This window comes from Streptomyces puniciscabiei (assembly GCF_006715785.1).
In the GTDB taxonomy this organism is placed as follows: domain Bacteria; phylum Actinomycetota; class Actinomycetes; order Streptomycetales; family Streptomycetaceae; genus Streptomyces; species Streptomyces puniciscabiei.
The window spans coordinates 2,297,869-2,309,539 of the sequence record NZ_VFNX01000001.1 but is presented as its reverse complement, the minus strand read 5'-3'; the positions used below and the strand labels follow the sequence as shown (position 1 = coordinate 2,309,539).

At 71.0% G+C, this 11,671-nt stretch carries 11 protein-coding genes; 8 read left to right on the top strand and 3 right to left on the bottom strand.

Annotated elements, in window-relative coordinates; all coding sequences use genetic code 11:
- The first annotated feature begins 10 nt into the window (after positions 1–10).
- The 4 genes from FB563_RS10330 (at position 11) to FB563_RS10315 (ending at position 4,153) form a co-directional block, all read left to right on the top strand.
- Positions 11–1,048: a LacI family DNA-binding transcriptional regulator gene (locus FB563_RS10330; RefSeq protein ID WP_055708849.1), complete on the top strand. Its 1,038-nt coding sequence runs from the start codon at positions 11–13 to the stop codon at positions 1,046–1,048.
- A gap of 250 nt (positions 1,049–1,298) precedes the next feature.
- On the top strand, positions 1,299–2,342 hold the full coding sequence (locus FB563_RS10325) for an LCP family protein (protein ID WP_199832957.1): 1,044 nt from the start codon (positions 1,299–1,301) through the stop codon (positions 2,340–2,342).
- 133 nt (positions 2,343–2,475) lie between these two features.
- Positions 2,476–2,832: a YciI family protein gene (locus FB563_RS10320; RefSeq protein WP_055708848.1), complete on the top strand. Its 357-nt coding sequence runs from the start codon at positions 2,476–2,478 to the stop codon at positions 2,830–2,832.
- Between the two features lie 43 nt (positions 2,833–2,875).
- A complete protein-coding gene (locus tag FB563_RS10315) occupies positions 2,876–4,153 on the top strand; it encodes an RNA polymerase sigma factor (RefSeq protein ID WP_055708847.1) in 1,278 nt (425 codons plus the stop codon).
- 12 nt (positions 4,154–4,165) lie between these two features.
- Here FB563_RS10315 and FB563_RS10310 read toward each other — a convergent pair whose 3' ends face one another.
- A complete protein-coding gene (locus FB563_RS10310) occupies positions 4,166–5,335 on the bottom strand; it encodes a class I SAM-dependent methyltransferase (protein ID WP_055708846.1) in 1,170 nt (389 codons plus the stop codon).
- Positions 5,336–5,426: 91 nt separating this feature from the next.
- Here FB563_RS10310 and FB563_RS10305 point away from each other — a divergent pair, with 91 nt between their 5' ends.
- The 4 genes from FB563_RS10305 to groL all read left to right on the top strand — a co-directional run bounded on the left by FB563_RS10305 (position 5,427) and on the right by groL (position 9,616).
- A complete protein-coding gene (locus tag FB563_RS10305) occupies positions 5,427–6,341 on the top strand; it encodes a polysaccharide deacetylase family protein (protein ID WP_055708845.1) in 915 nt (304 codons plus the stop codon).
- An 80-nt stretch (positions 6,342–6,421) separates the two neighbouring features.
- Positions 6,422–7,198 (top strand): polysaccharide deacetylase family protein, encoded by a 777-nt coding sequence (locus FB563_RS10300; RefSeq protein WP_244329046.1) that lies wholly within the window; start codon positions 6,422–6,424, stop codon positions 7,196–7,198.
- Positions 7,199–7,556: 358 nt separating this feature from the next.
- Positions 7,557–7,865 carry a co-chaperone GroES gene (gene groES / locus FB563_RS10295; protein ID WP_039652762.1) on the top strand — a complete coding sequence of 103 codons (309 nt, stop codon included), beginning with the start codon at positions 7,557–7,559 and terminating at the stop codon, positions 7,863–7,865.
- Between the two features lie 125 nt (positions 7,866–7,990).
- The gene (gene groL, locus FB563_RS10290) at positions 7,991–9,616 is read left to right on the top strand and encodes a chaperonin GroEL (protein WP_055709056.1); all 1,626 of its coding nucleotides are present in this window, start codon (positions 7,991–7,993) and stop codon (positions 9,614–9,616) included.
- Positions 9,617–9,692: 76 nt separating this feature from the next.
- Here groL and FB563_RS10285 read toward each other — a convergent pair whose 3' ends face one another.
- Both FB563_RS10285 and FB563_RS10280 read right to left on the bottom strand, forming a co-directional pair.
- Positions 9,693–10,400 (bottom strand): ester cyclase, encoded by a 708-nt coding sequence (locus tag FB563_RS10285; protein WP_055709057.1) that lies wholly within the window; start codon positions 10,398–10,400, stop codon positions 9,693–9,695.
- A gap of 486 nt (positions 10,401–10,886) precedes the next feature.
- Complete coding sequence (locus FB563_RS10280) at positions 10,887–11,660, bottom strand: SDR family NAD(P)-dependent oxidoreductase (RefSeq protein ID WP_055709055.1); 774 nt, start codon at positions 11,658–11,660, stop codon at positions 10,887–10,889.
- Between the last annotated feature and the right edge of the window lie 11 nt (positions 11,661–11,671).

The following is an 11,671-nucleotide window of genomic DNA, read 5'->3' as shown; positions in this document are numbered from 1 at the left end:
GATCGCGGGCATGAAGCCTTCGAAGTCCGCAGAAGCGCAGACGGCGACCCTCGCCGAGATCGCCCGTGAGGCCGGGGTGTCGGCTCCGACTGTTTCGAAGGTGCTCAACGGCCGTGCCGACGTGGCGCCCGCGACCCGCACCCGGGTCGAGGAGCTGCTGCGCGCCCACGGCTACCGCCGCCGCCGCGCCGAGGCGTCCCGCTCCCCGCTGCTCGACCTGGTCTTCCACGAGCTGGAGAGCGCCTGGGCGCTGGAGGTCATCCGGGGCGTGGAGAACGTGGCCCGGGACGCCGGGCTGAGCGTGGTGCTGTCCGAGTCGGCCGGCCGGCTCACCCCCGGCCGGACCTGGGCCGACCAGGTGGCCGCGCGCCGTCCGCACGGCGTGGTGCTGGTGCTGTCCGGGCTCGACGAGTCCCAGCGGGCGCTGCTGACCAGCCGCTCCATCCCGTTCGTGGTGATGGACCCGGCCGGCGACCCGGGCCCGGACGTGCCGTCCATCGGCGCCACCAACTGGCAGGGCGGACTCGCCGCCACCCGCCATCTGGTCGAGCTCGGCCACACCCGCATCGGCGCGATCAGCGGCCCGTCCCGGATGATGTGCAGCCGGGCGCGCGTCGACGGCTACCGCGCCGCCCTGGAGACGGCCGGCCTGCCCGTCGACCCCTCGCTGATCGTGGCCGGCGACTTCCACCACGACGCCGGCTACCGCCTGGGCCTGGAGCTGCTGCGCCGCCCCGACCGGCCGACGGCCGTCTTCGCGGGCAACGACCTGCAGGCGCTCGGCCTGTACGAGGCCGCCCGTGAGCTGGGGCTGCGCATCCCGGAGGACCTCAGCGTCGTCGGCTTCGACGATCTGCCGGTGGCCCGCTGGGTCGGCCCGCCGCTGACGACCGTACGGCAGCCGCTGACCGAGATGGCCGAGGCGGCGGCCCGCCTGGTGCTGGAGCTGGGGCGCGAGCCGGAGGAGCGGACGGCGACCCGGGTGGAGCTGGCGACCAGCCTCGTCGTCCGCAGCAGCACCGCGGCGCCCGTGGCCGTGGCCGGGTGACGGCGTTGACAGGAAGGTGACCTGTTGACGGGTGGGGGAGCGCCCCCACACTCCTCCGAAGCCAATCGGTTCCTCGACCGAAACTTTCGGAGCCCCGATCGGCTTACCGCTCGCATCCCTGGCTTCGCCGGCCACGCCACGGTCCCCACGGTGACGCAGGGCTGAGCCGCTGCATGAGAATCTCCCAAGAAATCCGGCGTTCACAAGTTCTGCTAACAGTCCCCTAATAATTCGGACTTACGTTCCTGTCGTGACGCGACAAGAGGAGCAACGCGACGCCGGCAGACGGGTGGGCCGACGGTCGAGAGCGCTGAAGGCCGTCGGCCTCACCCTGGCGGGTGCCCTGGTACTGGGCGCGGCGCTGGCGGGCTACGCGTACTGGCATCTGAACAACAACATCAAGAGCGTCGACATCAACAGCGCACTGGGCGACGACCGGCCGGCCAGAGCGGTGGTCACCCCCTCGGCCGCCGCCTCCCCGCTGCCGACCGGATCCCTGAACATCCTGGTCCTCGGCTCGGACTCGCGCAGCGGCCAGGCCAACCAGGAGCTCGGCGGCGGCGACAGCTCCGGCGCCCGCTCGGACACGGCGATGGTCGTGCACATCGACGCGGGCCGCACGAAGGCCACCGTCGTCAGCATCCCGCGCGACACCCTCGTCACCCGCCCGTCCTGCCCGCTCGCCTCCGGCGGCTCGACGGCGGTGGCCCACGGCGCGATGTTCAACACCGCGTACGAGCTGGGCGGGCCGGTGTGCGCGGTGAAGACCGTGGAGTCGGTCACGGACGTCCGCATGGACCACTACATGGAGATCGACTTCTCCGGTTTCGCCAGGCTGGTGGACGCGCTCGGCGGGGTCGACGTCACCACCACGAAGGACATCGACGACGACTACAGCCATCTGCACCTCAAGGCCGGCGCCCACCACCTGAACGGCACCCAGGCCCTCGCGCTCGCCCGCACCCGGCACGGCATAGGCGACGGCAGCGACCTCGGCCGCATAGGGCTGCAGCAGATGCTGGTCAAGGACCTGTTGCGACAGATGGCCGCCACCGACCTGCTCACCGACCCCGCCAAGCTGTACCGGGTCGCCGACGCGGTCACCGCGAGCCTCACCACCGACACCGGCCTGGACTCCCTGGGCGAGCTGATGCGGCTCGGCCAGAGCCTGAAGGGCCTGACCGCCGACCGCGTGAAGACGGTGATGATGCCCGTCGTCACCGCCCCCTCCGACCCCAACCGGGTGATCGCCGAGGAACCCGCGGCGAGCGAGCTGTGGGCGTCCCTGCGCTGAGAACCGTTTCGAGGTGAGGGAGCGGGGGGCATCGGAAAAAACTCCGGTGAGCGTGTCGATCCGGGTGTCTCCGGTTCGACGCATGGGTGAGCGGCGGGGAGAGGCCCCGCCGCCCGTGCCGCAAGGAGTCACCATGCCCCGCTATCTGTCGCTCGTACGCGTCGACGAGACCACCGCTCCGCCCGAGGGCCCCAGCCCCGAGCTGATGAAGCGGATGGGCGCCCTGATCGAGGAGATCACCAAGGCCGGCGTCATGCTCGACACCGCCGGTCTCACCCCGCACGCCCAGGGCAAGCGGGTCCGCTGGGAGGGCGGCAGGCTCGCCGTCACGGACGGGCCGTTCACCGAGTCCAAGGAGGTCGTCGGCGGCTACGCGCTCATGCAGTGCAAGGACATGGACGAGGCGATCGAGTGGACCAAGCGGTTCCTGCAGACCCACGAGGAGTACTGGACCGTGACCTGTGAGGTCCGGGAGATCGCCGAGGCCTGAGTCTTCTGGCGCCGGGCCCTTGCAGGGTGTTGCATGGTGGGCTGTGGAAGAACCACGGCCCACCCCGCCACAGCCCTCCCCGGCCCACGCCATCGAGACCGTCTACCGCCTGGAGTCGCCCCGGGTCATCGCCGGTGTCGCCCGGATCGTCCGGGACGTCGGCATCGCCGAGGAACTGGCGCAGGACGCGCTGGTCGCCGCCCTGGAGCAATGGCCGCGTGACGGCGTGCCCGACAACCCGGGCGCCTGGCTCATGGCCACCGCCCGGCACCGCGCCGTCGACCTGATCCGGCGCCGCGAGACCTACGCCCGCAAGCTCGCGGAGATCGGCCGCGACCTCTCGGAGACGACGCCGTTCGAGGACCCCGCCGACCCCGAGGACATCGACGACGACCTGCTCCGCCTCGTCTTCACCGCCTGCCACCCGGTGCTGTCCCCCGAGGCGCGCACCGCGCTCACCCTGCGCCTGCTCGGCGGCCTGACCACGGCCGAGATCGCCCGCGCCTACCTGGTCCCGGAGCCGACGATCGCCCAGCGCATCGTACGGGCGAAGCGGACCCTCGCCACGAGGAACGTGGCCTTCGAAGTGCCGTACGGCCCCGACCGCGAGGCCCGCCTCGGCTCCGTCCTGGACGTCATCTACCTGATCTTCAACGAGGGGTACGCGGCCACCGCCGGCGCCGACCTGCTGCGTCCGGGCCTGTGCGAGGACGCGCTGCGTCTGGCCCGCGTCCTGTCCGCGCTGATGCCCAAGGAGCCGGAGGTGCACGGCCTGACCGCGCTGCTGGAGTTCCAGGCCTCCCGCACGGCCGCCCGCACCGGGCCGGAGGGCGAGCCGGTGCTGCTGAAGGACCAGAACCGCCGCCGCTGGAACCGCATGCTCATCGCCCGCGGTGTCCATGCCCTCGACCGGGCCGGCGCCGCGGCGACCGGGCCGCCGGGCCCGTACGCCCTCCAGGCGGCCATCGCGGCGTGCCACGCGCACGCGTACACGTACGAGGACACCGACTGGCGCACCATCGCCACGCTGTACGCCCTGCTGGCCGCCCGCGCCCCGTCCCCGGTGGTGGAGCTGAACCGCGCGGTCGCCGTGTCGATGGCCGACGGCCCCGCCGAGGCCCTCGAGCTGGTGGACGCCCTGACCGCCGAACCCACCCTGCGCGACTACCACCTCCTCCCCAGCGTCCGCGGCGACCTGCTGGCCCGCCTCGGCCGTACGACGGAGGCCAGGGCGGAGTTCGAACGAGCGGCGGGCCTGGCGTGCAACGAGCGGGAACGGGAGCTGTTGCTGTCGAGAATCCGGTCCCTTCCCGGGCACTGAGGGGTCTCCCGGTCACTGAGGGGTCGCGGGCGCCCCGATCAGCATCGTCGGTGCCCCCGCCACCCGGGTCAGGAACACGGTCGCGGAGTTCGGCCCCTGCGGCTTGACCTTCTTGCGCAGTTCCTCCGGCTCGACGGCCGACCCGCGCTTCTTCACGGTCAGTGTGCCGACCTCGCGCTCCCGCAGCAGCGCCTTCAACTTCTTGACATTGAAGGGGAGTTGGTCGGTGATCTCGTAGGCCGAGGCGTAGGCCGTGGGGCGCGGTTCGTCGGCGGTGACATAGGCGATGGTGGGGTCGATCAGCCCGCCGTCCAGCTGCTCGGCCACCTCGGCGACCAGATGGGCGCGGATGACGGCGCCGTCGGGCTCGTACAGATAGCGTCCCACCGGGCGGACATCCGGGTCGGGCAGCCCCTTGCCGAGGAGCGTGCGCGGGCCGGGCAGCAGGGTGGCGCGCACCGCGCCCGGTTCGGTGCCGAACCACAACACCGCCTCCTTGACGTCCCCGCCGTCCGAGATCCACTCGGCCTCGGCGTCGCCGGGCACGGCCTCGTGCGGAATGCCGGGCGCCACCTTCAGCGCCGCGCGGGGTGCCCGGCGGGCGGCCCCGATGGCCCAGGACAGGGGCGGGGAGTACGCCTCGGGGTCGAAGACCCTGCCGCGACCGCCCCGCCGGGCGGGGTCCACGAACACGGCGTCGTAACCGCCCGTGTCCACCTCCGTGACGTCCGCCTCCCGCACCTCGATCAACTCGCCCAGGCCCAGCACGTCGGCGTTCGCCCGCGCCACGGCGGCGGTCACCGGATCCCGGTCCACGGCCAGCACCCGGATCCCCGCCCGGGCGAACGCGATCGCGTCCCCGCCGATCCCGCAGCACAGGTCGGCGACCGAGGTCACGCCGAGGCTCCTGAACCGCTCGGCCCGGTGGGCGGCGACGCTCGCCCGCGTCGACTGCTCGACCCCGTTCGGCGTGAAGAACATCCGCCCCGCGTCCGCCGCCCCGAACTTCGCCGCCGCCCGCTGCCGCAGCCGGGCCTGGCCGAGCGCGGCCGACACCAGCTCGGCGGGGTGGTCCCGGCGCAGCCGGGTGGCGACGGCGAGCTCGTCGGCCGGGGCGGTGTCGCGGACCTCGTCGAGGAGGGCACGGCCTTCGGGGGTGAGGAGGAGAGCGAGGTCGTTCACCGGGTCATTGTGGGCCAGTCGGTGGATCGTGCGCCTTCCGGCGGCGGTGTCGGCCCGGGGGGCGGGCTCCGGGCTGGGAGTATCCGAGACCATGCGAGTAGTCGTACAAAACGATAAAAATTGGGCCCGGTGTGGGCGTCGGTTCATCGGCTTCGGAGCCGCCGCGCTGGCCTGCTGCGCCCTTTTGTCCAGCTGTGTCGGCTCCTCCCGCACGACGACCCGCCCCACGCCCGCTCAGGGCCCCGTGCACGTCCTGAGTCCCCAGGACCGCCAGGCCGCCGAACACGCCCGCCTCGTCGCCGCGGCCCGGCGCTGGGGCCTCGACCGGGTCCCACTGACGCCACCCCCGCCCCCCAGGACGAAACCGGAGATCACCGCGCGGGCCGGATTCGAGGTCGGCCACCAGGAGGACTGGGACCTGCCGCCCGTCTTCACCACGATCCCCACCAAGCGGAAGATCGTCTTCCTTACCATCGACGACGGCTCGGAGAAGGACCCGAAGTTCCTGCGGATGATGCAGGACCTGAAGATCCCCTACACCGCCTTCCTCAGCAACTACCTGGTCAAGGACGACTACGGCTACTTCCGCAGGATGCAGTCCTACGGCCACACCCTGAACAACCACACGCTGACCCACCCCTACCTGCCGGGCCTGTCCTACGAGGAGCAGAAGGACGAGATCTGCGGCATGCAGGACATCATGGAGAAGCAGTTCGGCAAGCGTCCGACGGTCTTCCGCCCGCCCTACGGCAACTACAACCAGGACACCCTGCGCGCCGCCAAGGCCTGCGGCATCAAGTACGCGCCGATCTGGAACGAGGAGGTCTACGTCGACCACTGGGAGTACCGCGAGGACGACCAGAAGATGCGCCGCGGCGACATCGTCCTCACCCACTTCCGCGGCCGCTCCGACTGGAACGGCACGATGGTCGACGACATGCGCCGCTTCCTGAACAAGGTCACCCGTGAGGGCTACGCCGTGGCCCGCCTGGAGGACTACCTGTGAGGCCGGGGGCGGGGTACCGCAGAGCGGGCTCCGAGCGGCGCCGCCCGGGCCGGTACCTCGGTGCGCTCCTCGCCTCGGCCCTGCTCCTCAGCGGCTGCGCCCAGTCCGTCGACCCCATCGAACGCCTCGGCAAGAAGGCCGCCGAGGGGGTGCGCCCGCACGGGGCCGCCCCCGACCAGACCTACCGCCGCTGGGGCCTGACCGAGCCCCTCGCCCGCCCGCCGCAGCCCGCCGCCCACGCCCTCGCCCTCACCCCGCAGACCGGCGGCCGCACCCTGCCCCGCGTCGTGGACCACGTCCCCACCCACGACCGGGTCGTCTTCCTCACCTACGACGACGGCGCCGACCAGGACCCCCGCTTCGTCGACATGGTCCGCGAACTCCGGCTCCCGGTCAGCATGTTCCTCACCGACAGCGTCGCCGGCCCCGCCTACGGCCACTTCGCCCGCCTGCACCGGCTCGGCGCCGGCATCCAGAACCACACCCTCGACCACCGCGCGCTCGCCGGACTGCCGTACGCCGGGCAGCGCGCCGAGATCTGCGGCCAGCAGGACCGGCTCAGATCCCGCCTCGGCCTCACCGCCCGCCTCTTCCGCCCGCCGTACGGCTCGTACGACCACACCACCCTGCGCGCGGCGGCCGGCTGCGGCATCTCCACGGTCGTCCTCTGGCGCGCCGCGATGACCCCGACCGACCTGGTCTACACCCACGGCGAACACCACCTCCGCCCCGGCGACGTCATCCTGGTCGGCCCGGACGAGACGACGGGCCCGAGCCTCAGGGAACGTACGGCGCGGGTGCTGCGGAGGGTGCAGCAGAGGGGGCTGACGGTGGGGCGGCTGGAGGATTACCTGTAGGACTTTCGGTTTGCCGGTGTTTCAGCGAGGGTCGGCAAGAACCAGCCCGTCCGGCGTTCGAGGGCGAGGGCCGCCAGGCCCGACAGCGGGGGTCCGGGGGCGGCAGCCCCCAGGGCGGCGGGGCAACTCAGGGCCACCGAACAACCCAGGCGCCGGCAAAGATCCGGCCGACGCGCCGCACGGCATTGGCACTCCGCTTGACCGAGTGCTAACCCCGGTCATAGTCTCGGCTCTGGCACTCCGCAGGTGAGAGTGCCAACAAAGCGACGGGCAGGTCCGGCACCCGCGACGACGGATCGACCTGGTCGCCACCTCAGACAGTTAACCCCGTGAGATCTCCGAAGGGGGAGGTCGGATCGTGACGACCGCCAGCTCCAAGGTTGCCATCAAGCCGCTCGAGGACCGCATCGTGGTCCAGCCGCTGGACGCCGAGCAGACCACGGCCTCTGGCCTGGTCATCCCGGACACCGCGAAGGAGAAGCCCCAGGAGGGCGCCGTCCTCGCCGTGGGCCCGGGCCGGTTCGAGAACGGCGAGCGCCTTCCGCTCGACGTCAAGGTCGGCGACGTCGTCCTGTACAGCAAGTACGGCGGCACCGAGGTGAAGTACAACGGCGAGGAGTACCTCGTCCTCTCGGCTCGCGACGTGCTCGCGATCATCGAGAAGTAAGACCACCTCGAAGCAATTCATTGCTTTTGAGCTGCGCCCCTGGCCCCCGCGACCGATAACGAAGCCGGGCGCCCGGGGCGCAGTTGCTTACCACCCATAAGATTTCCGAGAGGGCTCCCGCTGTCATGGCGAAGATCCTGAAGTTCGACGAGGACGCCCGTCGCGCCCTCGAGCGCGGCGTCAACAAGCTGGCCGACACGGTGAAGGTGACGATCGGCCCCAAGGGCCGCAACGTCGTCATCGACAAGAAGTTCGGCGCCCCCACCATCACCAACGACGGTGTCACGATCGCCCGCGAGGTCGAGATCGAGGACCCGTACGAGAACCTCGGCGCGCAGCTGGTGAAGGAGGTGGCGACCAAGACCAACGACATCGCGGGTGACGGCACCACCACCGCCACCGTGCTCGCCCAGGCGCTGGTCCGCGAGGGCCTGAAGAACGTCGCCGCCGGTGCCTCCCCGGCCGCCCTGAAGAAGGGCATCGACGCCGCCGTCAAGGCCGTCTCCGACGAGCTGCTCGCCTCGGCCCGCCCGATCGACGAGAAGTCCGACATCGCCGCCGTCGCCGCGCTGTCCGCCCAGGACCAGCAGGTCGGCGAGCTCATCGCCGAGGCGATGGACAAGGTCGGCAAGGACGGTGTCATCACCGTCGAGGAGTCCAACACCTTCGGTCTGGAGCTCGACTTCACCGAGGGCATGGCCTTCGACAAGGGCTACCTGTCGCCGTACTTCGTGACGGACCAGGAGCGCATGGAGGCCGTCCTGGAGGACCCGTACATCCTCATCAACCAGGGCAAGATCTCCTCCATCCAGGACCTGCTGCCGCTGCTGGAGAAGGTCATCCAGGCCGGCTCCTCCAAGCCGCTGCTGATCATCGCCGAGGACGTCGAGGGCGAGGCCCTGTCGACCCTGGTCGTCAACAAGATCCGCGGCACCTTCAACGCCGTCGCGGTGAAGGCTCCCGGCTTCGGTGACCGCCGCAAGGCGATGCTGCAGGACATGGCGATCCTCACCGGCGCCACCGTCATCTCCGAGGAGGTCGGCCTCAAGCTCGACCAGGTCGGCCTGGACGTGCTCGGCTCCGCCCGCCGCGTCACCGTCACCAAGGACGACACGACCATCGTCGAGGGTGCCGGCAAGCAGGAGGACCTGACGGGCCGCGTCGCCCAGATCAAGGCCGAGATCGAGAACACCGACTCCGACTGGGACCGCGAGAAGCTCCAGGAGCGCCTCGCGAAGCTGGCCGGCGGCGTGTGCGTGATCAAGGTCGGCGCCGCCACCGAGGTGGAGCTGAAGGAGAAGAAGCACCGTCTGGAGGACGCCATCTCCGCGACCCGCGCCGCGGTCGAGGAGGGCATCGTCTCCGGTGGTGGCTCCGCCCTGGTCCACGCCTCCAAGGTCCTCGAGGGCAACCTCGACAAGGCCGGCGACGAGGCCACCGGTGTCGCGGTCGTCCGCAACGCCGTGGTCGAGCCGCTGCGCTGGATCGGCGAGAACGCCGGCCAGGAGGGCTACGTCATCGTCTCCAAGGTCAAGGACCTGGAGAAGGGTCAGGGCTACAACGCCGCCACCGGCGAGTACGGCGACCTGGTCAAGGCCGGCGTCATCGACCCGGTGAAGGTCACCCGCTCGGCCCTGGAGAACGCCGCCTCCATCGCCTCCCTGCTGCTCACGACCGAGACCCTGGTCGTCGAGAAGAAGGAAGAGGAAGAGCCGGCCGCCGCGGGCCACGGCCACGGCCACGCCCACTGAGGCAGCTCACTGCGTAAGGCCCGGCGCCCTCGGGGGTGCCGGGCCTTCTGCCTGCCCGGGCCGGTGAAGAAGCCTCCTACTGCTCCAACTCGTCCAGCGCGCCCAGCTGTTGCATCAGCCCCAGCTGGTCCTCCTGCCACCAGGTCTCGGCGATCTTGCCGTTGTCACCGAAGCGGAACAGCGTCGTCCCGGTCATGGTGACCTTCCTCCCGGTCGGCGGGATCCCCAGGAAGTCGCCCTTGTGCGTGGCGTTCCAGGTCCAGCGTGCGCAGGCCCGGTCGTCCTGGGTGAGCACGTCCTCGAGCGTGAACGTGAAGTCGAAGGCGCCGCGCCACATCCGGTACTCCGCGCGGACGTTGTCCAGGCCGATGGTGTCCTGCGGGTTCACCGGATCGTGGCTGTGGATGTCCTCGTCCAGCAGGTCGTTGAGGGGCGGCAGTTCACCCGCGGTCGCGAGAGTCTCGTAGAACCGCCGCACGGTGTCCTCGGCCAGCCGCTCGTCCCGCACGACGTCCAGGTCGGTGAACGTCGGCGTCTCTTCGCACAGCGCGACCAGCTCCTGGAAGATCCTGTCGGTCTCCGGGAGCTTCGAGTTCCGCACCGCCTCGTCGTACGACGGGAACTCCACCACTTCGACGATGTGCGACGCGTCCGACCGGTCCTTGCCGACCAGCGCGTGCGTCGCCGTCCGTTTCCCCTTGGTCTGCGCGACCCAGTCGTCCATGAGCCGGTTCATCTCGTCCAGCCGGCTCGTCCTGCACTCGATGAGCTGTACGAAGGTCATGACGCCGCCTCCCAGGCCGGCAGAGATCGTCACGCCCATTTTATTCTTGTACGCCACTTACGTCCCGCTGGGGTTCTTCCGGCACGGGGGAGTGGGACGAGGGAGCGGGACGGGGCCGGTCGCCGTCACCGGCGATCACGACCGCGCCACCGGCGCCGCCGCCATGCTCGGCTCACCCTGGCCGGGCCCGTCGCGCACTCCGCGCGAACCGGCCGCCCGACTGCAGGAGTTGGCCGAGCCGATGGTCAGGTGCGTGCTCCACCCGCCGAAAGGCGTACGCATCGCGCGGTGCTTCGTGACGGCCCGCTTCGTGACGGCACGCGTCGGAGCACACAACGACGAGGCCGCGGTCGCGCCGGCCGACGGTGCGAGTACCTCGCTCCCGCGGATTCGCCGGTACGACAACGGACGCCGGTCAGGCCGGGCGGCTCACGGCGGACGTGCTCCGGACGGGTGTCCGGCCTGTCCGTGTCGCCGGCCGGGAGCCTACTGGGGCCCGTACTTCCGCCCCGTCTTCGAAGTGACTCCGCCCAGCAGCCCCCGCGGGGTGACCTTGACCAGGCCCATCAGCGCCTTGTAGCGGGGATCGGGGATCGACAGGGACTTGCCGCGGGCCAGGTCGGACAGGGCCGCCGCGACCACTTTGTCGGCGTCCAGCCACATCCAGCCGGGGATGTTGTCCGTGCCCATCCCGGCCCGCTGGTGGAACTCGGTGCGCACGAATCCGGGGCACAGGGCCATCAGGCGGACACCGCTGCCGGCCAGGTCCTTGGCCGCGCCCTGCGTGAACTGCACGACCCAGGCCTTGGAAGCGCCGTAGGTGCCCCGGGGGACGAAGGCGGCCACGGAGGCGACGTTGACGACTCCGCCCCGGCCCCGCTCGCGCATCGCCTCGGTCGCCGCCGAGGTCAGCCGGAGCACCGCCTCGCAGTGCACCTTGAGCATCCTGAGCTCGTCGGTCATGGGGACCTCCAGATAGCGGCCCTTGTTGCCGAAGCCGGCGTTGTTGACCAGCAGGTCGACCGGGTTCTTCCGGTCGCCGAGGCGGTCGGCCACCGTCTCGATGCCCTTGTCCTCGGACAGGTCGGCGGTCAGCACCTCCACCTCGATGCCGTGCCGGTCGTGCAGTTCGGTCGCCTGTTCGCGCAGCCTCCTGGTGTCCCGTGCCACCAGGACGAGGTCGTGCCCGTCAGCCGCCAGCCGCCGCGCGAACGCGGCACCGATCCCCGCGGTCGATCCCGTAATCAGAGCCGTTGTCATGGCCCAAGGGT

Bases quoted from the DNA above. Each gene is read 5' to 3' on its own strand.
- FB563_RS10330 (WP_055708849.1), top strand. From the start codon at position 11: ATGAAGCCTTCGAAGTCCGCAGAAGCGCAGACGGCGACCCTCGCCGAG.
- FB563_RS10320 (WP_055708848.1), top strand. From the start codon at position 2,476: ATGCCCCGCTATCTGTCGCTCGTACGCGTCGACGAGACCACCGCTCCG.
- FB563_RS10305 (WP_055708845.1), top strand. From the start codon at position 5,427: ATGCGAGTAGTCGTACAAAACGATAAAAATTGGGCCCGGTGTGGGCGT.
- groL (WP_055709056.1), top strand. From the start codon at position 7,991: ATGGCGAAGATCCTGAAGTTCGACGAGGACGCCCGTCGCGCCCTCGAG.
- FB563_RS10285 (WP_055709057.1), bottom strand. From the start codon at position 10,400: ATGACCTTCGTACAGCTCATCGAGTGCAGGACGAGCCGGCTGGACGAG.
- FB563_RS10280 (WP_055709055.1), bottom strand. From the start codon at position 11,660: ATGACAACGGCTCTGATTACGGGATCGACCGCGGGGATCGGTGCCGCG.